The sequence below is a fragment of the Segatella copri DSM 18205 genome, assembly GCF_025151535.1.
Taxonomy (GTDB): domain Bacteria; phylum Bacteroidota; class Bacteroidia; order Bacteroidales; family Bacteroidaceae; genus Prevotella; species Prevotella copri.
In genome coordinates, this window is record NZ_CP102288.1 from 1,422,050 (window position 1) to 1,443,408 (window position 21,359).

Consider the following 21,359-nt stretch of genomic DNA (forward strand, 5'->3'; position numbering starts at 1 on the left):
AAGAAGTAAGAATGAAATCATTTGGACAAAAATCGTGGATGCTTCCACAGCCGGTACTGATTATCGGCACATACGACAAGAACGGCAAGCCCAATGCAATGATCGCTGCTTGGGGCGGTCAATGGGACGCAAAGGAGATTATGATTGCCATGGGCGCACATGCCACTACGGAAAACCTGAACAACTGGCCCGACTTCACCGTGGCATTTGCTACAAAGCAGACCATGGTGGCAGCAGATTTCGTAGGCATCGTCTCTGCCAAGAACGATACAGACAAGATGGCGAAGACAGGCTGGAACGTCGAGAAGGCAGAGAATGTCAACGCTCCCATCTTTACAGACTTCCCCATGACATTGGAATGTCGCATCAAAGAGAAAATCGATGAGTCACCAGAGGGTTATTATATCGTGGCAGAGATTGTAAACATCCTCGTAGATGAAAAGTATCTTGCTGAGGATGGCAAGCCCGATGTGGAGAAGATGCAGCTCATCACCTACGACCCTGTGCATCACGGCTACATAGAACTTGGCAAGACAGTCGGACATGTATTCTCAGACGGCAAGGCTTTGAAATTATGACACTCAGATACATCTTCCACAGCGGCTTCTTGCTTGAAACGTCTCAATGCATCCTGGTCTTTGACTATTGGATGGATCCTGCTGGAGTCATGCGTGTGTACATGAATACATGTAAACATGTGTACGTGTTTTCAAGCCACTTCCATGAGGACCACTTCACGAAATCAATCCTCAGATGGAAGAATAGCATCCCCAATATTACATACATCCTGTCAAAGGATATACTCAAACGAAGAAGAGCTCAGAAAGAGGATGCTGGTATATGGATGGCCAAAGGAGCGGTATGGGAAGATGAGAACCTGAAAGTGACAGCTACAGGAAGTAACGATAGTGGCGTGAGTTGGATTGTTGAGACAGAAGGTAAAACAATCTTTCACGCAGGCGACCTGTGCAACTGGTACGCACGTTTCCTTGCTGACGACACACCCGAAGGAGAGGTATTCAGTGAAGAGTTTGGTCAGTATATCAATCCTGTAGCAGAGGAAAAACAGTATCTTGGTGAACTTAAAGATATTCGCAAGATTAACGATTCCTTTGACCTCGTGATGTTTCCTGTGGACGGACGCATCGGCAATGGTTATACGCTTGGAGGGCGTCAGTTTATCGAACGTTTCAAGGTTGGAATGTTTGTCCCGATGCACTTTGTCATGAGTGGGTTTGAGAGTGCGTGGCGCATGGAGCCTTTCTGCAAAGAAAAGGATGTCCCCTTTTGGTGCATCGGGCACGAAGGAGACAGCATAACAATATAATATTAACACATTAAATCGTTAAAACAATGGACGCAAAAGAAAAAGTATTAGCAACAATGAAAGAGGCAGGTCAGCCTCTTAACGCAGGTAAAATCGCAGAACTCAGCGGTCTCGACCGCAAAGAGGTAGATGCAGCCATGAAGCAGCTGAAGGCAGAGGGCGCAATCGTCTCTCCTGTTCGTTGCAAATGGGCACCTGCAGAGTAAAAACTTTAATGGCTTGGTACTGCGGTCTTGAATAACAGGCTGCAGTACCTTCCTTTCCTATCTGAACTTCTGTACCACCAATAGGATGATTACCCGACTGCAAAGGTTTACCTTTGCTACGTTTTTTTTATAAAGTAACAAAACATTCGCCACATGGTAGCCATGCAAGATATTTGTTTGTCTTGTTATATGCGATTTTTTATGGAAATCGCATCGTTTTTCAAAAAAAAATCGTACCTTTGCACCGAAATGTCAGATACGCATGAATACTGAACAAGTATGAGGTGACACAGAACAGGAAGAAATATATGGCATTACCAATAAACATCGACGAACTGCAGAAGGGGAAGACTATGGAATGGTCACTTCCTTGCGACGGTGCCCATACATCAGGCTTTTGTTGACGAGAAGGCTTATCTTGTCTCTATTGGCAAGGAACTGGATGAGAGTGGCAAGAAAGAAGGAAAGAAAGACAATGATTTCCTAAAAGACTTCCCAAAATACTTCCCAAAAGAATCTATGGAAGAAATAACTGATAGACAGCGGATTATACTATCATTGGTGCAGAGTGATTGCACTTTAACTTCCCAAAAGATTTCCCAAAAGATTTCGGAAAAAGAACCTGTAACACAGAGAACGATAAAAAAAGATATTGCAGACCTGCAATCCAAAGGCATACTCTCTCGTGAAGGCGGTCGCAAGGATGGCCGATGGGTGATAACAAACAAAAATGACAACAAAAATCGTGAGTAGTGCAGAAATCAGAGTTATTGGCAACGCTTGACCCATTCTTAAGATAATGAAAGCATATACATATATAGATAAAGGCAGGTTTGAAGATTGACACCACACCGCTCATCACCCACCGTTTTCCGTTGGAGAGGATAGCTGAAGCCTATGAACTCTTTGAGCAGAAGCGAGATGGAGTTATCAAAGTGGCCATAACTCAATAAACAGATAAAGGAAAGATGAAGATACATCAAATCATGTTCACCCCCACGGGAGGAACTCAACGAGTGAGCGAAATCCTACTTTTTCTGCTTCTTACCTTTTTCCTGGCTTATATCCAGACGACAGAGGCGAAAGGTCAATCCTCATGTTTTTCATATGGGGCAAGCATTGTGAATGGGGATTTGTATTGCGGTCATCAGGAGGATAGTGCTTTTGCCATGCACAGCGTCATGAAATTTCCACAGGCTTTATACGTAGCAGACTACTTGCACAAGAAAGGACTGACACTGAGCGACTCTGTTCTTGTACACAAGGATAGTCTGGACGCTGAGACATGGTCGCCTATGCTTTCAATATTTGAAGGTATGCGTTATTTCACATTTGCAGAGTTAATAGAATGGTCATTGAAACAGAGCGACAATAATGCGTGCGACCTTTTGTTTGCATCATGCGGACAGCCGGATGCAGTAGAGAAATATATCCATACGCTTGGATTCAAAGACATCCATGTGCAACTGACGGAGAAGGAGATGAAAAAGAATCCTCATAGAACCATAGAAAACTCAGCCACTCCAAAAGAAATGGCAAGGCTCTTGGAGTGGTTTTATCTTCATAGGGATGATAACAAGAATCTCTCCTTTATCTGGGATACAATGGCTGATTGTAATACGGGTCAGCAACGCATAGCAGCAGTCTTGCCCAAAGACGGCAAACTGATTCACAAGACAGGTTCTGGTTTTCCTTCTTCTGACGGAAGACAAGATAGAAACGATGTTGGAATCGTTCTTTTGCCCGACGGTTCTCACTTATCAATTGCCATCTTCTTGCAAAAGTCAAAAGAGGAGAAAGAGGTGGCAGAGATTGCAGAACAATGTTTGATGCGCATCCAGGCGGATGAATTCCTACGTAACATGCCGTCAGACCTACAACACAAACAGACATTGGCTATACTCAGGGCTATTGATGGAGATAACAAAGGGTTGACAGCTGTCCGCAATGCCCGGAATGCTCCACCCAAGTATTCTGACCATGTGGAAACAAAAATGATTACCCCAAACATGCGCCTTTATGAGCCCAAGGGAAGTCAAGACCAACGCCTTCCAGTCTTGTTGTATCTGCATGGAGGTGGCTGGACTTTTGGCAGCATCAACAGTTGTGGAAGATTCTGTGATGCCCAGGCTGCATCGGGCAAGATGAGAGTTATAGCTCTTGACTATCGTTTGGCTCCAGAACACCCTTATCCTGAAGGGCTGGACGATTGTATCTCTACTGTCAATTACATCATCGACCATGCTGCAGAGCTGCATATTGATGTCAACCACATCACCATTGGCGGTGACAGTTCGGGAGGCAACCTTGCCCTGGCCACAGCTTTGTCAGAAACATGCCGCGGCAAAATAGAATCCTTGCTTCTGTTCTACCCTGTGACAAAGGCTTTTGACGATGGTTCGGAATCATGGAAGCAATATGGTAAAGGATTTGGTTTGGATGCCGAAATCATGGAAGCTTTCAATCGGGCGTCCGGGACTGTATGCCAAGGAGGAAACCCGGTCCAAAGGATTGAAAATATAACCTAAGGAATTTTATCTGAAGTATTAATAAGGGCTATCCCAAAAGGTCTAAAAGTAAATTTTATCCTTTCTGCAAGTATCTATAGGATGGCAACTGCATTTTTTTCTTTTTGGGCAGCCCTTATTAAAATTTATTCTTATTTTAGGTTATATACATTCATGTCCATTTATGTAAAAAATTCCTGCTGACCTTGTTTATGTCTTGTCAGTCACCATTTGCAAAACCATATTTGACCCTCAAAGAGGCTGAATTTGATAAGTAACTTGCTACATACTCATAATAAGGAGCTAAATAGAACACGAATGGGAAATACACAAATGCTAAACTAAAGAAGATATTGGCCAAAATAAACGCTATACCGAGAGAGAAACTTGATTTTTCAACTTCCTAAAACGGTGTTGTTCAAACATTTCTACTTATTTGTACTTGCCAGTTGAACCTACGCTTCCCTAATAAAATGTCTATGGTAAAAAGTTAAAAAATCCTCCCACTTTTGTTAGATATATTTTTTTGTGTAATTTTGTAATCGTTATGCGGCAGTAATAATATACATATTAATACGAGTTAGTAATCCTGTAGTTCTCATATGCTACGAGGAGGTATTAAAAGGTGCGTTTCGACAATGCATCTACTGTAGTATATTATTGCTTAACCTAAAATCCGCAACTATCATCCAATACACGATTAAGGGTAGATTTATGAGTCGTTAGTAGCAGCTTTCAGTAAAAAGCAACAGCACAACATCAATATGTAGCCACCATCCCCTTACCCCACGATGCGACTTGAGGTAATACGCAGATTCAAACCGGAAAGAAAGGATTCTTATCCGAATTCTGTTTTGAAGGGTTTTGCATAAGCTCGGTTCTCTGTGTAGATATTCAGCACGTATTGCCTTGCAGTCATGATCCACTTGGCAGGTACGGAGATGAATCTGAAGACAAAAGCCTTTATGCGACTCGTTTTCTTGAGCCCAAAAGCCTTGGTGTCAAGCCTGCTCATGATGGTCTTGTAGAAATTGTGTATCAATGCAGTAAGCAGAAGAAAGACAGTATTCTCCGCCATGAATGACTTGGGGAGCCTGCTCCAACCGAATCCGTTGTTCATGTCGTCAAAGATACGTTCCTTGCCGCCACGCAGATTGTAGAATTCAACAATGTCCCTTGTCGATGACTTGTAATCGTTGGTCAGAATACAACGGTAAGTGTATTCGCCTTCCCACAGGTCAAGGTCGCCACTGTTGCGTCTTTGTCTCTGGATGACAAGACGATAGCACTTGTCTTCCCATTTCTCAACGAGAATGGAATTGAGTTCGAACTGGATGCCGTTAATCTCCTCCGTCTTCCATCCTCTCAGAGCAAAGATGTCATTGTAGAGCGAACTGCATCGGTTGGCACGGATGTAGAAATGTTTGCAATGCTTCTCTATCTCACTGACGATTTCCTCCGAGCAGGAACCGCAGTCTGCCCTGAAGCGATTTACACGGATGTTCTGGGATTCCAGAAGAGCGAAGAATCTCTTATGGGTGTCTGCCTGATGAAAACGCACATTCGTGTTGCCATCGCTGTTCTCGATATAGACTATCTTGTCACCGATAACATATACGCCAGGCCTGTAGCCGAGGAACTTTTTGTAGGTCGGTTTTGCATCATACTTCTCCGTTTCAAGGAACTGATGGTCAAAGTCAACATCGTATTCCTCAATTTCCTTCAACTCGCCTGTAGAAACCAAAGCGTTTATAAGCAATGTGTTGAGTTTGTCTGCAGTATTGAAATCATAGGTCTTGCCTTGGTCGGAAGTATAGGAGATGTTTTCCTGTGTCAGTTCCTTGATGGCTCTGAGGATGGTATCAGAGCTGCATGTGCGCAAGGTCGGATGATACGAGAGATGGCGCATCAGTTGTGACGTTACATCTTCCACGCATGAGCCGCCACAGAAATAATCGCTCATCAGCGAACGGACTATCTCGCTGAACTGATATCCGATGATACTGCGGCATCTCTGACCCAGTGTTGAGTCGATAACGGGTGAAAGCATGGAGTCAAATTTCTCCATGATTGAAAAAATTCCTCCAAAAGGTGTGAGTTTTTCGGATTTTATTTGTACCTTTGCAGCGCCTTGTTACGATTTTCGCTTGTTTTCTAATTGCAACACTAAGATAAGTGAAAAATCTGACACGGCAAAATCCTAGGCAACTTATTGTTGCTCAGGAACTTATAAATAAAGTTAAATCAAAGTGTTGCGGAATTAAGGTAATCGTTATGCGGCAGTAATAATATACATATTAATACGAGTTAGTAATCCTGTAGTTCTCACATGCTACGAGGAGGTATTAAAAGGTGCGTTTCGACAATGCATCTATTGTAGTATATAATTGCTTAATCCAAATGAATATTATAAATTTAGGAATTCTTGCTCACATTGATGCAGGAAAAACTTCCGTAACCGAGAATCTGCTGTTTGCCAGTGGAGCAACGGAAAAGTGCGGCCGTGTGGATAATGGTGACACCATAACAGACTCTATGGATATAGAGAAACGTAGAGGAATTACTGTTCGGGCTTCTACGACATCTATTATCTGGAATGGAGTGAAATGCAATATCATTGACACTCCGGGACACATGGATTTTATTGCGGAAGTGGAGCGGACATTCAAAATGCTTGATGGAGCAGTCCTCATCTTATCCGCAAAGGAAGGCATACAAGCGCAGACAAAGTTGCTGTTCAGTACTTTACAAAAGCTGCAAATCCCGACAATTATATTTATCAATAAAATTGACCGTGACGGTGTGAATTTGGAGCGTTTGTATATGGATATAAAAACAAATCTGTCGCAAGATGTCCTGTTTATGCAAACTGTTGTCGATGGATCGGTTTATCCGGTTTGCTCCCAAACATATATAAAGGAAGAATACAAAGAATTTGTATGCAACCATGACGACGATATATTAGAACGATATTTGGCGGATAGCGAAATTTCACCGGCTGATTATTGGAATACGATAATCGCTCTTGTGGCAAAAGCCAAAGTCTATCCGGTGCTACATGGATCAGCAATGTTCAATATCGGTATCAATGAGTTGTTGGACGCCATTTCTTCTTTTATACTTCCTCCGGCATCAGTCTCAAACAGACTTTCAGCTTATCTCTATAAGATAGAGCATGACCCCAAAGGGCATAAAAGAAGTTTTCTTAAAATAATTGACGGAAGTCTGAGACTTCGAGACGTTGTAAGAATCAACGATTCGGAAAAATTCATCAAGATTAAAAATCTAAAGACTATTTATCAGGGCAGAGAGATAAATGTTGATGAAGTGGGTGCCAATGATATCGCGATTGTAGAGGATATGGAAGATTTTCGAATCGGAGATTATTTAGGTGTTAAGCCTTGTTTGATTCAAGGATTATCCCATCAGCATCCCGCCCTCAAATCCTCCGTCCGGCCAGACAAGCCCGAAGAGAGAAGCAAGGTTATATCCGCTCTGAATACATTGTGGATTGAAGACCCGTCTTTGTCCTTTTCCATAAACTCTTATAGTGATGAATTGGAAATCTCGTTATATGGTTTGACCCAAAAGGAAATCATACAGACATTGCTTGAAGAGCGATTTTCCGTAAAGGTCCATTTTGATGAGATCAAGACTATCTACAAAGAACGACCTATAAAAAAGGTCAATAAGATTATTCAGATCGAAGTACCACCCAACCCTTACTGGGCCACAATAGGGCTGACGCTTGAACCCTTGCCGTTAGGGACAGGGTTGCAAATCGAAAGTGACATCTCCTATGGTTATCTGAACCATTCTTTTCAAAATGCCGTTTTTGAAGGGATTCGTATGTCTTGCCAATCTGGTTTACATGGATGGGAAGTGACTGATCTGAAAGTAACTTTTACTCAAGCCGAGTATTATAGCCCGGTAAGTACACCTGCTGATTTCAGACAGCTGACCCCTTATGTCTTCAGGCTGGCCTTGCAACAGTCAGGTGTGGACATTCTCGAACCGATGCTCTATTTTGAGTTGCAGATACCCCAAGCGGCAAGTTCCAAAGCTATTACAGATTTGCAAAAAATGATGTCTGAGATTGAAGACATCAGTTGCAATAATGAGTGGTGTCATATTAAAGGGAAAGTTCCATTAAATACAAGTAAAGACTACGCCTCAGAAGTAAGTTCATACACTAAGGGCTTAGGCGTTTTTATGGTCAAGCCATGCGGGTATCAAATAACAAAAGGCGATTATTCTGATAATATCCGCATGAACGAAAAAGATAAACTTTTATTCATGTTCCAAAAATCAATGTCATGAGCCCACTTTAAAAAGGAGCATATTTTGATTCCAGTCTGACCAGTGTGGTCATTCTGAGTGAAACATAGCAATCGGCTCCGCTGGTGAATATCTGTCGAGAAATCGCTTTGAAAGAGCCGAAAGCTTCTCTGATAGGCCCGAAAAGGGCAAATATCGATCTTTGAAATGTTGAAATCTGGAATATTACCATCCTTCGGAGGTTCATCCACATACATCTGCTATATGCATGCATACGATGTTTGAGCAAGCCCCTGTATCGGGTCTTGCCATTACGTGTATGAAAACTGTATTGGAACATGGCAGCTTCAACGTTATTTCGTTTATGCTGCTCCTCCAAAGGAAGGCTTTCTATCTGCTTCCTTAGCTGATAGGCTTTAATGTCTTTGTCTTCAAAGTAACGCCAACCGGTTTTGTTGTTCCATGGGATTCTCCAACGTTTTCTGGAGCCCTGCTTTGTGACAGCTTTGACGGCCTCATAGGTGTTGCCAGTAGCAATCTCCCTGATGGTAAGACCATCCTCGTCATGTGGTATCAGTTCCCATCTGCATCCACCTTGCATCTTGCCAGTCTTGAGCTGCATGGCATTGTGGTTCTTTGCAAACTCTCGATTGTCTGGACTTTGATAGGCACCATCTGCATACAGGTCTTCAATCGTAGAATCCGTGACACGTTCACTGTTTTCCACAGCCTCCTGAAGGAAATGGCAGTCTGCAAATACTGCAGTTTCAACCTGAACGGAAGTGATGATGTTAGGCTTGCCTTCCTCTACAGTCTCTGTGATGTTGGTCACATAGCCTTGCACCTTCTGGTCGTTCTTGGCACGATAGGTTGCATCAGGATCGTTAGGATTCTGAAGACTGTCTGCCTTTACCTTCTTGAGAAGGTGTACATGCTTGCCAGCAAGCTGCTCAAAGCAGAGCTGCATCAGGTCAATGCCAGTTCTTTCCTGATATTCGCAGATGCGGCGGCGAAACAGATAATAGGTATCTATTGATGGGGTTACATCAGTCAGAAGTTCCATGCCGAGAGCCTTTCTGGTAAGAAGGTCAAACTCGCACTTCTCAAACAGATCCTCGTCGCTGCAACCGAATCCCTCCTTCAAGACAGACATAGCCACGAGTATGCGGATGGAAGCATTTGGGCGGCCGCTCTTCTTGCCTTCTGGAAACAATGGCTTGAATATCTCCTCATCAATCTTGGTTGTCACGAGGCTATAGAACTGGTTATGCCATGCGTTGGGGTCAGAATACTTCTTTGAAGCACGACTTCCTAACTGCATTGAGGGAGCCGTGAATATATCTAACTGAGGATTCGGATCTGTCTTTTTAAACATAGTCATTCTTTTAATTGATGGTGTAAAGATACGAAAAATATTCCAGATAACAGCATAAAGCAGAGATTATTTTCGTGAAATATAAACATTTTAAACAGGCCTTACTTTTTAAAGTGGGCTCAATAGTTATTCAAGTCTTAAAAAACTCCAAAATTGACGAAGAACTACAAGATTTCGGGAGAAAGTTTCGAAAAAAGTTATTTTTGGATGCGACCCAGTCGCCATGTAAGGACGCCTGGGTGATTGCTATTATAACCAGGGCTTAGAATGCCTAAAAGGTTATTCAGTATTCAGTATTCAGTTTTTTTCGCGATAGTTACCTTTTTCATGGTTATAAATTGTAAGTAATTATTTTATATTATATATATATATTATAATATATATATAATATACTATCTATACAGAGAGTGGTAACAACAGCGAAAAAAACTGAATACTGAATACTGAACACGTTTCTGCAAATAGGTTATCACTCTGTAATATACAGATTTATAACGCTAAACATAGTTTCCTATATCGCAAAACATAGAGATGCACCGCATAAACATAGAGTTTGTTTTTTAAGCTAACTTTCAAATCGTAAGTTTGCTGAAAATCGCTCCTTATCACATGTCTAAATTTGGTAGATACCGGATTTTATCGTATCTTTGCACCAGCAATCGAAGGAAACGCCTTAGGTGCCTGAAGGCGGTCTTCTATTAAGACCAACACGGGTCATAAATGATGGCAGGCGCCGGTCATCAATGAAGACCCCGAAAACGGCAGGAACGGGGCGTTCTGGGGAGTTGCAAAACAAAGGACTCTAAACATACTACAAACGACTATGATTAATTACAGCATCGTAATGCGTAGCGTGAACGCAAATCTTCTGGAAATCAACCAGGCGAAGTCACGCATCAACCAGGCGAAGAAGGAGGGCAAGACCCCTGACCCAAAGGACCTGGAACTTGTGAAGACCGAGAAGCAGAATGCTTTCGCCATCTCACAGTACACCGACATCATGACCATCGAGAAGTTTGCCAAGCACATCACTTCGCATGGCAGTGTTTATTCGAGAGCTGACATCAGCGCCATCCTCTACATCGCCGTAGACTGCATGCGTGAGATGTTGCTCGAGGGCAAGAAAATCCGTCTGGGCGACCTTGGTGATTTCTCTATCCTTCTCACCTCAAAGGGTGCTGAGGATGCCGACAAGTTCACCGCACAGAACATCACCGGTGTGAAGGTTCAGTGGGAGCCTGGTCAGGAGTTCAAGAACCTTCGCGATGACGCCGAGTTCAACCTCGTAGCCAGCCGCAGCGCTCAGGCAGCCGTTATCAAGGCGATTAAGGAGGGTAAGACCAACGTTGACCTCAACGCGCCAACTACTCCGGATAATACACCAGGCGGTTCTACCCCAGGTGGTTCAAACACCGGTCAGACCGGCAGCGAAGGCCAAGGCTCTGAATCAGGCGGCGGTACTGGCGATACTGGCGACGGCCTTGAATAGCCCAAGGATAGACTGGCTAGGGTGCTAGCCCCTAGCCCAGCCTATCCGCCCCACAAAAAATTCAACATTCAACACTCAACATTCAACATTCAAAAAAAATGAAAGCGAACACTTGGAAAACAATTCTGCAGATAGCCATCAGCATACTGACCGCTATCGCTACTACGCTCGGAGTAACGAGCTGCATGGGATAAAGAACATGGAGTCTAATTTATTATAATAAGCAGACTCAATCATAAATGAAAACGACCGCTCACCTCATACGAGGAGAGCGGTCGTTTTCGTTCTACCGAGAATTCCGGTCATTAAGGTCATGGTCGTTTCGGTCATCAAGGATTTTCGAATAACATGACGAAAACATCAAAAACGTATGTTCTTTTCTGCCACAGAAGAAACTCTCGAAATTCTCAATTCACTAGATGTGAACAAGAGTGATTTCATCAATGAATGTATCTTAAAGACGGTAAGAGGTTAAATCCTCTTCCGTCTTTTTCTCTGAATCTGTCCCAATCCGGTTTAAGCACGTCCATCGTACAGACCATTGCTTTGTATTTGTCTCCAAGTTCGCCTTCATTCATAGTCTTATTAATTTTTTAACACGCATAATTTGCTAGTTTCTAACATTTTTTTATTTTTGCAGGTGATTCTGTATCTCCTATGTAGAGATTCAGATGACCGACATTAAAAAACGAACTTGATTCGCATGATGAAAGAGACAAACAACAGATAATCTCCGTGTAGTTTCTTCCGATGAAAATAAAACTCCAAATATGACTCTCAAAAATACGCTCAAAGATTTGCATATATCGTAGAAAATGCTTATCTTTGCAGAAGCTCTCTTTGGTCTTCGCTGTCATGGCTAGACTGCCCTCCGCTTTAGTGAGAACTCATGGAATATAAATCACTTGAAAAAATAGTTTAGTATGATAACGGATACAATGAGCTATGCAGATATTGCAAAGGAATTGGAAGAGGATTATAAGAACGTAGTCAGATACCAAGTCCATCTGCCCGTTAAGAAGTATATGAAAGAGGTTATGAGCCGACCTGATGGCAAGGTCTTGTTCAAGCCCGTGGAGTGGACCTCCCCCAGACACAACAAGATGCTGCTGACACCATTTAGCAGGAACAAGAAGGATGCACGCAAAAATGGTCTTGTTGTTAATGTTTGCTGTATTTTCCTATATAAGGGTGAGCTCAATATGGCTGTATATTCACACATGGTATTGCCATGGATTCATGTGCAGTTTTTTACTCGTCATTTTTTCCAGCGTTACAACGAGCGATACCTTCATGATCCTTCATTACAGATGATGGATATCGTAAAGCATTTTATCCGCTCTGAGTTTGTTGAATCGTTTTCTAAGATTGTGGAGCATCCAAAGCTCGGCTTGGAAAGCTTTACGATATTTCCCCATGGTTGTTCCTTCTCTGAAATTATCGACAACGATCCGTATGTATTGCATCATACTTTTGTCTCTTTTGACATGCTGTATACCGAGCAGCTGTTGAACTTGGCAGAGCTGTTGTATGAGCAGCGCCTGGATAGTTATTCAGGCAACAAATCTGATGGTAAATTTTCGCATGAAGAACAAAGAGTGGAGAATTTTAAAAAACATGTCGCTGCATTCCCGATGTTGAAGGCTGATTTTCAGAAACGCCATAAAAACTTCAGAAATTTTAGTGAATTGTGTTTTCAACTGTCTATTGATATTCTTGATCTTACAGAAGGGATGGAGAATCCGGTACTCAATCAGTTTGGCAAGCGTTTGTTAGACATTTCGGGATTACCGGACAAAGAAAACAAAGCTGAATTAATGAAGTTATAGGCAGTGGGCTGATTGAACTTTTTTTGAAATAACTGAACTTTCGCAAGTATTGGAGCGTACTGAAGACTAGGCTGAAGAAGCAGGGAAATCAGTTGGCTACAAATTGTAGTCAACTGAAAATGGTAGCAGCCGATGGCAAGCGCTATCTCACAGACTGCCTTCCTCAAAGCGATATGTTGCAGCTGGTGGAAGCTACTCCCAGCCATCATGCCATGACCTTTGCCAAGTGGCTTATCACTGGTGAGAATCAACTCGACAGCAAGAGCCGCGATAAGGCTTATCAGCTATGGGATAGCTCGCTGCTACAAACAATCGAAGTAGGAACATATGAGATCCATTATCGTCCGTACTCATGAAATTACGTGAGATGCTTTGAAAGAGAAAATAAGAGAGTATCTGAAGCATAACCGTTATACATAGGATACTCCAAGACATTCTACAATCTAAAAATTTTGGTAATATGTCAGACAAAATAGATAAAAGAATAACAGAGCAGAGTTCGCTCTACGAACATCTGGAAAAGATGAGCGTGGAAGAACTCACCGCTCATATCAATGCAGAAAACAAGAAGGTGGCTCTGGCAATAGAACAAGCATTGCCCGCCATCAACCAACTGATTTCCGCCATCGAAGGGCAGCTGAAGAAGGGTGGTAGACTCTTCTATGCCGGTTGCGGAACGGGCGGAAGACTAGCTACCCTCGATACCATAGAAGTACAGAACACCTATGGCATCGACGGTTCGCAGATACAAGCCATCTTCCCTGGAGGCATCGGCTGCCTTACGCAAACCAGGGAATCCAGAGAAGACGACCTGGAGAATGGTTGGCACCAGCTCTGCGACAAGCATATCTCAGAGCAGGATTTCGTGCTGGGCTTCTCGGCAAGCGGCACCACCCCCTTCGTACTCGCCATCCTGAAGCATTGCAAGGAGGCAGGTATTCCTACGGGTTGCATCGTCAACAATCCTCATGCTCCCATCGCCCAAGCAGCCGATTATCCCGTAGAAGTAATCACGGGACCGGAATTTGTAACGGGAAGTACCCGCATGAAAGCAGGATCATCGCAGAAGATGATTCTGGATATGATCAGCACTTCCCTTCAGATAAGACAAGGACGGGTGGAAGGCAACAAGATGGTGAACGCCAAGCTTATCAATCATAAACTCATCGACCGCGCCTGCCGCATCTTCATGGAACGCAATCCGCAATATACGGATTACGAGAAAGTGAAGCTGCTGATTCTGAAAGCAGGAAGCGTGAAGAAGGCGGAAGACTTGCTGAAGAGTAAAAGCGATTTAGATGTTTAGATAGAGTTAGACCAAACTTCACCTTATATAAATAGAACTATCAAGATTGCACCTTATATAATAGGACTATATGGCAAAGAAAGCAATTGTAATGGGTGCCACATCGGGCATCGGAATGGAAGTGGCAAAACTGCTTGCTGCAAAAGGATGGCAAGTGGGAATAGCCGGAAGAAGAATCGAAAGATTGCAGGCTCTGATTTCGCAGGGCGGCATTACCTGCTACCAGCAAATAGACGTGACTTCTCCCGATGCTCCTGCCCAACTTCTCGAACTCATCGATAAGTTGGGAGGCATGGACCTCTACTTCCATAGTTCCGGCATTGGCTGGCAGAACAACTCGCTGGATATAGAAAAGGAAATGAAGACCCTGGAAACCAACGGCTTGGGATTCACAAGAATGGTAGATACGGCATTCAACTGGTTTGCTACTCATCATCAGAACAATTCAAAAGCCCGCATTGCCTGCATCACTTCCATTGCCGGAACCAAAGGTCTCGGTGCCGCCCCAGCCTACTCTGCCACCAAGCGATTCCAGAACCATTATCTGGAATGCCTGTCGCAACAGGCACGGATGCGTCATCTCCCTATCGCCATCACAGATATCCGACCAGGCTTCGTAAAGACCGACCTTATCGCAGGCAGCAGCTATCCGCTGCAACTCAAACCGGAAGATGTGGCGAAGCATATCGTAAGTGCCATCGAAAACGGAAAGGAAGTTAAGGTGATAGACTGGAGATATGATATCCTCGTCTTCCTCTGGCGACTCATTCCTAGATGGTTATGGACGAGATTGAAGATTACAACATAACAACTTTATTCCTTTCTGATGACAATCGTCTTGAACCAGTCTTTCAATACTCCCGCATATTGATCCTGCGAATCAGACAGCAGGATGACAATCTGGGAACCATCTTCCAACTTAGGACCAAGACACATACCTTCGTAATTGGCAAAGGAACGCTTGGAAAGTGACAAGCCGGTTTTCCATTCCGCGAGCAATCTCTTCTTCAAGAAAGGAGTATCTGATGAAAACTTCTCTTTCAAAGCAAACTCCTCAGAATTCAAAGGATTAATCTGATAGAGTTTACACTTGCAGAAAGCCCCAATCTTAATCTTCGGGATAAAGGCCTCACGCTCCAGAACCAGAAGCTGACCATCGGGCAAGGCGCAAAGCTCACTCACACCCATCACATAGATATCTGCTTTCTTATGGGTAGAAGGTTGATCCATCTGATAGGCATAGGCTGTCATGTAACGAGAGGCTTTCTTGCGACTCTCTTGCTCGCTACAGTCTTCCTTGCCATTATTTTCCTTGTTACGATTTTCCTTTATCTTTCCCCAATCATACCTCATCAAACGAAGCTGGTTGGCCAATCCGTTTTGAGGAGTAGCAGGCTGTCCATCCTTGCGGAGCGTGCTCTCTGAAATCGTCCAGAGATACTGACGGACGGAATCAAAAGCCAGAGACTCAAAATTATAATTTGGATAAAAATCAGAAGAAGGCCATCTGCTCTCCCAAAGGTTCTGCTGATAGCTAATCTTGGGAGCATTAGCCGAAGTAGGCAGAACAGGATACTCCTTTAAACGGCAACATCCTTCGCTTGTTATCACCAGGGTAGAATCAGAAGCCTTCACGATGGCTTCGTGGTCAAAGCCTTTCTCCTGCCCCTGCCAAAACTTTCCGTCGTTCAGCGTTCCATCTGTTCTCTCGGTAAACCCAAGGTTCTCTACCTGTTCCAATTCGCCGGTCTTGGGATTCACCTGAATCCGGAAGTTGAAGTACAGAGCACTATCCGACTTGTCGCTTACCACCGCATAGATATCATCATGCAGATGAGCAATGCCACTGTAGTTGCCCGCAGCCACGGTTTTCGGAAAAGCTTTCTGAGAATTCTCTCTCACTACTTTCCAATCCTGTGCCCCAGCCAGCAAGCTGAATGCCAGGAAGATGGACAGGATATTACAGCGCAGCATAAGTCAATACAAATTCCATGGTTAACTCGAAATCTACATGCGCCATCTTCCTGCTCTTGAGATTCTCCACATCACACGACCAATCTGCCATCGTATCAAACGGCTTTACCCGCATATCCTCAAACATCAGATTTTCTTCAGAGAATAACTTGAAGACCGTTTCCTTGGCACACCAATGCACCAGCTTGGCATCCAGATCTTCCGCCTTCTCATCCTTGCGCAGGAATTTAGAAGCGATGCGCTCTACCCTATCGCTGAAGTATTCGATATCCACCGCCACTTCCTGATTTTTGGAAAGGATAAGCGCAGCATAACCCTTGGTATGCGAAACGCTGATATGATAACCACGGAACAATGGCTTTCCAGCCTCGTTGTGGGTAATGTCACCTGCATGAGAAAGCAAGCCTTTGGAAGCCCCGTTCGTCTTGAGCATCTCATACATTAATGCACGAATGGCAAGAAACTCCAGTTTCCTGCCATCGTTCTTATATTTCTCTTCCACCTGAGAGCGGTAAGCCTCCAGATGAGGATACTGCCCGAACAACTGTTCTACAGTTTCATCCATCTGCCATAAGCCCAGACTCACTCCCGGATAAACTTCTCGTATATTGACAACTGCCATATTTTTTATATTCTGATATTGATGAATACTGATGATTACTTTGAAGAAGCACTACCCTCGATATCTTTCAAAGGATGTACCGTCACCTTAATCTTGCTGATGCGACGCTCCTCTATCTGCATAACCTCGAAAGTATAGTTCTTATAATCTATCTTCTCGTGCATACTTGGGAAATCGCCTTTGATTTCCAAGAGCAGCCCAGCCAGAGAATCAGCATCACCCTCAACCTCCTCGAACTCTTCGTCATCTACATTCAGGATTTTGCAGAAATCAGAAAGAAGCGTTTTACCTTCAAAAACAAAGGTATTGTAATTTAATTTCGAGTAGAACTTCTCCTCCTCATCGTATTCATCATTGATTTCACCTACAATTTCCTCCAGAATATCTTCGAGTGTAACAATACCCGATGTTCCTCCGAACTCATCTACCACAATGGCGATATGAACCTTGTTGTCCTGGAACTCGCGAAGCAGATCATCTATCTTCTTGGTTTCAGGAACAAAGTAAGGAGGACGAATCAAACTCTGCCAACGGAAGTTGGAAGCCTTCGTCAGATGAGGCAATAAGTCCTTGATATACAGTACACCACGAATATTATCTGTATTATCCTGATAAACAGGAATACGACTGTAATTATTCTCTTCAATGCACTTTAATACTTCTGGATAAGAACTACGGATATCCAGGTCAACAATATTCTGTCGGCTGGTCATCACCTCCTTGGCTGTTTCATCGCCAAAGCGGATGATACCCTTCAGCATGCTCTGCTCGTCCTTGATATCATTCTTATCAGTCAGTTCAAGAGCCTGTTCCAAGTCATCAACACTCAGCACATGATTTTCCTTCTGTATAATCTTTTCTGCAAGAATTCCACTTTTCAGCAAAATAGTTTCTAAAGGCCAAAACAACTTTCTGGCAAACAGAATTCCCCCTACGCACCGGCGACAGAACTTCAGAGGATCCTGGCGGGCATACACTTTCGGCATAATCTCACCAAAAAGCAAAAGCAAGAAAGTAAGAATAACCGTAATAATCAGGAACTGAAGCCAATAAGCTTTAGGACCAAACTCTACGATTCCTGCGAATACATAATTAAGGAGCATGATGATTGTGACATTCACAAAATTATTGGTTATCAAAATGGTAGCCAACGTACGTTCAGAATCGTCACGCAACATCTGTATTTTCTTATCGGCATCAGTCTTTTCATCCTCAAGTTCCGCAACATCAGTTGGTGATAAACTGAAAAAAGCAATTTCGGAACCACTGGCAAAAGCAGACATGCCTAACAATATAGCTGCAAGTACAGCAGCTACAATAACCCCGGCGGAAGGCTGCATCAGCATCACATCACCGAAGGCATCAGTTATGGTGGATATATCCAATTTCTGAGCTAAAAATTAATAATTATTGTTCTCTAGTAGCAGGGCGAGTACTCAACATCTCCATATTATCTACATAGATTTCTGTAATATATTGTCTTCTACCCTGCTTGTCATCATAGGAGCGGTAGCGGATTCTTCCTTCCACATAAAGGCGGTCACCCTTATGCACATACTTCTCTACTACCTTTGCAAGCCCACGATAAAAAACAAGATTGTGCCAATCTGTATGGTCTGGCACTTGGGTACCATTAGGCAAAGTATATCCTTTCTCTGTAGTTGCGAGAGAGACCTGAGCTACTGCCTGATCTGCTTCGAAATAATGAATGTCAGGATCTTTACCTACATTACCAATTAGCATAACCTTGTTCATGACACGAATCTTTTAAATTTCTGAATATTTTATTTCCACATTCCCAGATAGCGGAAATGGAAATTCTTACCTTTTGCAGATGGGAACTGGCTGCGTGAATCTACACAATCGCGCAGATAATCTACGATGCGATTGTAACAATCCAAACCTGATTCAGCTTTAACATCCGCAACGAAATGAGTATCACGGTACTCAAATTTTCCTGTAGCCGGTACCATCACAACACGCTTGAAATCAAGTGATCCTTCATACCAGCCTGGAGCCTCTTGAGCCAAACTGGCAACAACAGGATTCTCCATTCTCTCTGCAGGAGTAGGAGTACGCAATGCTTTCTTATCCTTAAAATCCTGCATAGTTTGCGCCGTAGTCTTTATCACAATAAAATAAACACGTGGGCGTACCTTATATCTTTTTGGATACGTCAAATCGCTAGCGGCATATTCACGAACATCTGCCTCTAGCTCCGCATCCATCTCAATCTCAGGAATACTCTTTAAAAAACCAATAGCATCATCAACACTAGTAACTAATGTCTCCTGATCAAAATATCTTAAATATAAATTCATAAATGGGTATGTTTCTCGAGTTCAAAAAAAAAGAGCGGAAAACGGGACTCGGACCCGCGACCCCAACCTTGGCAAGGTTGTGCTCTACCAACTGAGCTATTTCCGCTTATAAAACAACAATAAAAGTGAAGAGGAGGAGACTCGAACTCCCACGACACAATTGTCACTACCCCCTCAAAGTAGCGCGTCTACCAATTCCGCCACCTCTCCAACACTAAGCCAATTTAAACATTGTGCCCAAGACAGGACTCGAACCTGCACGTTGTGAAACACACGCACCTGAAACGTGCGCGTCTACCAATTCCGCCACTTGGGCCCTAAACTTAAACCTATCTTGGCTTAATACAAAAATGATCGAGCGGAAAACGGGACTCGGACCCGCGACCCCAACCTTGGCAAGGTTGTGCTCTACCAACTGAGCTATTTCCGCTTGTAAGATAACAATACCAGTGAAGAGGAGGAGACTCGAACTCCCACGACACAATTGTCACTACCCCCTCAAAGTAGCGCGTCTACCAATTCCGCCACCTCTCCAAGTATATTGCCATCAATTATCTAACCAAGATAAAACTTGATGTTGTTTCCAAAAAAATGAGCGGAAAACGGGACTCGGACCCGCGACCCCAACCTTGGCAAGGTTGTGCTCTACCAACTGAGCTATTTCCGCAGTTTTTCCTATTACTTAGGAGCGTTCCTCTGAATGCGAGTGCAAAGGTACTACTTTTTTCTGAATTACCAAACTTTTCTTCGATTTTTTTGAAAAAAAATGTGCATTTTGCCCTTTTTAGTGAGCAAAACACACATTTTAAGCCTTATTTTGCCGATTTTTAAACTCATCCGGCAGAAAAATCGGGAAAATGGAAATTATACTAATCCATCCTACTGCGATAATCTTCGTAGCTGAAATCTCTTAGAGTTTCCAATTTTCCATCTAAATGTACGATACCTATTGATGGATGAGTGATTCCATTAAAGGTATTTGTCTTTACCGTAGTGTAATGCAGCATATCTTCGAAAATAACATTCTCGCCTATTTGCAATTCATGGTCAAATTTCCAGAAGCCCATAAAATCTCCACTCAGACAACTGTTGCCACCTATTCTATATATATGTGCGCCCTCAGGAGCCTTCGTCGGATCATCAACCTCCAGGGTTTCTGCATTTCTGACAGCTGGCATATACGGCATCTCCAGACAGTCGGGCATATGACAGGTAAAACTGGCATTTATGATAGCTGTCCTGATACCTTTATCTTCAACCACATCTACTACTTGAGTTACAAGCGGCCCGGTCTGCCACCCAAAGGCACTACCAGGTTCCATGATAATTTTAAGATGAGGATAACGCTGATGAAATCCCTTTATTATATTAATAAGGTGTTCCACATCATAATCCTTCCTGGTCATCAGATGACCTCCACCGAAATTGATCCATTTCAGCTGCGGAAACCAAGGAGAGAATTTCTCTTCGATATGAGCTAACGTACGTTCAAAGACATCCGCCCCACTCTCGCAGTGACAATGACAATGGAATCCTTCTATATCTGAAGGCAAAGTTTGAGGCAATTTATCTGCCGATACACCGAACCGGGTTCCAGGTGCACACGGATTATACAGCAATGTTCCGACTTCAGAATATTCAGGATTTACTCTCAATCCCAGTCTGATGTCAGAATTTGCCCTACGAGCCCGTTCATGATATCGCTCATATTGCGTAAGCGAGTTGAAAGTAAGGTGGCTTGAGCATTGTGCTATCTCATCTATCTCATAATCGGTATAAGCCGGAGAAAAAGTATGCGCCTTACTGCCAAATTCATGATACGCCAGTTTTGCCTCGCTAAGAGAGCTGGCCGTAGTCGAAGAAATATACTCTCTGAAAATCGGAAATGTCTTCCAAAGAGCATAAGCCTTAAAAGCTAGAATAATTTCCATATCGGCACGCTCAGCCACACTTCTGATGAGCGACAGATTGTGTCGCAAACGTTCTTCCTCTAAAACGTAAATTGGTCGATGAATCTCATTAAAATTCGCTAAATTTACTTGCATAACTTGATAAATATTAATTTTATGGTGCAAAGATAGCTTTTTATCCCGAATATAATTGCTAGTTTGCGTTTTTTTTAATA

General features: G+C 43.2%; 20 protein-coding genes, 6 tRNA genes and 1 pseudogene. 13 read left to right on the forward strand and 14 right to left on the reverse strand.

What is annotated here, in order from left to right; translation table 11 throughout:
- Window positions 1-11 precede the first annotated feature (11 nt).
- From NQ544_RS06020 to NQ544_RS06045, 6 genes and pseudogenes are all read left to right on the forward strand, one after another.
- Complete coding sequence (locus NQ544_RS06020) at window positions 12-578, forward strand: flavin reductase family protein (protein WP_006849340.1); 567 nt, start codon at window positions 12-14, stop codon at window positions 576-578.
- Window positions 575-1,327 carry an MBL fold metallo-hydrolase gene (locus tag NQ544_RS06025; RefSeq protein WP_006849341.1) on the forward strand — a complete coding sequence of 251 codons (753 nt, stop codon included), beginning with the start codon at window positions 575-577 and terminating at the stop codon, window positions 1,325-1,327. Before NQ544_RS06020 ends, NQ544_RS06025 begins: the two co-directional genes overlap by 4 nt.
- Window positions 1,328-1,353: 26 nt before the next feature.
- Window positions 1,354-1,533, forward strand: a complete 180-nt coding sequence (locus NQ544_RS06030) for a transcriptional regulator (protein ID WP_005816310.1) — start codon at window positions 1,354-1,356, stop codon at window positions 1,531-1,533.
- A gap of 519 nt (window positions 1,534-2,052) precedes the next feature.
- Window positions 2,053-2,286, forward strand: a complete 234-nt coding sequence (locus NQ544_RS06035) for a BlaI/MecI/CopY family transcriptional regulator (RefSeq protein WP_153134080.1) — start codon at window positions 2,053-2,055, stop codon at window positions 2,284-2,286.
- An 83-nt stretch (window positions 2,287-2,369) separates the two neighbouring features.
- Window positions 2,370-2,486: pseudogene (locus NQ544_RS06040) on the forward strand (alcohol dehydrogenase); the annotation flags it as partial.
- Between the two features lie 15 nt (window positions 2,487-2,501).
- On the forward strand, window positions 2,502-4,061 hold the full coding sequence (locus tag NQ544_RS06045) for an alpha/beta hydrolase fold domain-containing protein (RefSeq protein ID WP_006849345.1): 1,560 nt from the start codon (window positions 2,502-2,504) through the stop codon (window positions 4,059-4,061).
- An 817-nt stretch (window positions 4,062-4,878) separates the two neighbouring features.
- Here the strand turns inward: NQ544_RS06045 and NQ544_RS06050 are convergent.
- The gene (locus NQ544_RS06050; protein ID WP_006846397.1) at window positions 4,879-6,108 is read right to left on the reverse strand and encodes an IS1380-like element IS612 family transposase; all 1,230 of its coding nucleotides are present in this window, start codon (window positions 6,106-6,108) and stop codon (window positions 4,879-4,881) included.
- 332 nt (window positions 6,109-6,440) lie between these two features.
- Between NQ544_RS06050 and tet(Q) the strand changes: the two genes are divergently transcribed.
- On the forward strand, window positions 6,441-8,360 hold the full coding sequence (tet(Q), locus tag NQ544_RS06055) for a tetracycline resistance ribosomal protection protein Tet(Q) (RefSeq protein WP_006849477.1): 1,920 nt from the start codon (window positions 6,441-6,443) through the stop codon (window positions 8,358-8,360).
- 7 nt (window positions 8,361-8,367) lie between these two features.
- On the opposite strand, the gene NQ544_RS06060 is transcribed toward tet(Q), so the two are convergent.
- Window positions 8,368-9,699 (reverse strand): transposase, encoded by a 1,332-nt coding sequence (locus NQ544_RS06060; protein ID WP_228023575.1) that lies wholly within the window; start codon window positions 9,697-9,699, stop codon window positions 8,368-8,370.
- A gap of 817 nt (window positions 9,700-10,516) precedes the next feature.
- On the opposite strand from NQ544_RS06060, the gene NQ544_RS06065 reads away from it, so the two are divergent.
- From NQ544_RS06065 to NQ544_RS06090, 6 genes are all read left to right on the forward strand, one after another.
- Complete coding sequence (locus NQ544_RS06065; RefSeq protein WP_006849480.1) at window positions 10,517-11,182, forward strand: HU family DNA-binding protein; 666 nt, start codon at window positions 10,517-10,519, stop codon at window positions 11,180-11,182.
- A 98-nt stretch (window positions 11,183-11,280) separates the two neighbouring features.
- On the forward strand, window positions 11,281-11,376 hold the full coding sequence (locus tag NQ544_RS06070; protein ID WP_153072405.1) for a smalltalk protein: 96 nt from the start codon (window positions 11,281-11,283) through the stop codon (window positions 11,374-11,376).
- Between the two features lie 729 nt (window positions 11,377-12,105).
- A complete protein-coding gene (locus tag NQ544_RS06075; RefSeq protein ID WP_006849483.1) occupies window positions 12,106-13,011 on the forward strand; it encodes a hypothetical protein in 906 nt (301 codons plus the stop codon).
- Window positions 13,012-13,103: 92 nt separating this feature from the next.
- Entirely contained in the window at window positions 13,104-13,367 is a 264-nt protein-coding gene (locus NQ544_RS06080; RefSeq protein ID WP_147337142.1) for a hypothetical protein, read from the forward strand.
- Window positions 13,368-13,483: 116 nt separating this feature from the next.
- Window positions 13,484-14,317 carry an N-acetylmuramic acid 6-phosphate etherase gene (locus NQ544_RS06085; protein WP_040553932.1) on the forward strand — a complete coding sequence of 278 codons (834 nt, stop codon included), beginning with the start codon at window positions 13,484-13,486 and terminating at the stop codon, window positions 14,315-14,317.
- 70 nt (window positions 14,318-14,387) lie between these two features.
- Entirely contained in the window at window positions 14,388-15,125 is a 738-nt protein-coding gene (locus tag NQ544_RS06090; protein WP_006849486.1) for an SDR family NAD(P)-dependent oxidoreductase, read from the forward strand.
- Window positions 15,126-15,130: 5 nt separating this feature from the next.
- Here NQ544_RS06090 and NQ544_RS06095 read toward each other — a convergent pair whose 3' ends face one another.
- From NQ544_RS06095 to nspC, 12 genes are all read right to left on the reverse strand, one after another.
- Window positions 15,131-16,291, reverse strand: a complete 1,161-nt coding sequence (locus NQ544_RS06095; protein WP_006849487.1) for an esterase-like activity of phytase family protein — start codon at window positions 16,289-16,291, stop codon at window positions 15,131-15,133.
- Window positions 16,278-16,913, reverse strand: a complete 636-nt coding sequence (locus NQ544_RS06100) for a 4'-phosphopantetheinyl transferase family protein (RefSeq protein WP_006849488.1) — start codon at window positions 16,911-16,913, stop codon at window positions 16,278-16,280. Before NQ544_RS06100 ends, NQ544_RS06095 begins: the two co-directional genes overlap by 14 nt.
- A 35-nt stretch (window positions 16,914-16,948) precedes the next feature.
- Window positions 16,949-18,298, reverse strand: coding sequence for a gliding motility-associated protein GldE (gene gldE, locus NQ544_RS06105; RefSeq protein WP_040553924.1), 1,350 nt, complete (start codon window positions 18,296-18,298; stop codon window positions 16,949-16,951).
- Between the two features lie 22 nt (window positions 18,299-18,320).
- A complete protein-coding gene (locus NQ544_RS06110; RefSeq protein ID WP_006849490.1) occupies window positions 18,321-18,668 on the reverse strand; it encodes a single-stranded DNA-binding protein in 348 nt (115 codons plus the stop codon).
- 29 nt (window positions 18,669-18,697) lie between these two features.
- Window positions 18,698-19,234, reverse strand: a complete 537-nt coding sequence (locus tag NQ544_RS06115) for a hypothetical protein (protein ID WP_006849491.1) — start codon at window positions 19,232-19,234, stop codon at window positions 18,698-18,700.
- A gap of 33 nt (window positions 19,235-19,267) precedes the next feature.
- A tRNA-Gly gene (locus tag NQ544_RS06120) sits at window positions 19,268-19,340 on the reverse strand.
- A 20-nt stretch (window positions 19,341-19,360) separates the two neighbouring features.
- Window positions 19,361-19,444 (reverse strand) — tRNA-Leu (locus NQ544_RS06125).
- Between the two features lie 24 nt (window positions 19,445-19,468).
- Window positions 19,469-19,550, reverse strand: a tRNA-Leu gene (locus NQ544_RS06130).
- Window positions 19,551-19,591: 41 nt separating this feature from the next.
- Window positions 19,592-19,664, reverse strand: a tRNA-Gly gene (locus NQ544_RS06135).
- 20 nt (window positions 19,665-19,684) lie between these two features.
- A tRNA-Leu gene (locus NQ544_RS06140) sits at window positions 19,685-19,768 on the reverse strand.
- Window positions 19,769-19,828: 60 nt separating this feature from the next.
- Window positions 19,829-19,901 (reverse strand) — tRNA-Gly (locus NQ544_RS06145).
- A gap of 202 nt (window positions 19,902-20,103) precedes the next feature.
- Window positions 20,104-21,279, reverse strand: coding sequence for a carboxynorspermidine decarboxylase (gene nspC / locus NQ544_RS06150; protein ID WP_006849492.1), 1,176 nt, complete (start codon window positions 21,277-21,279; stop codon window positions 20,104-20,106).
- Window positions 21,280-21,359: the final 80 nt, after the last annotated feature.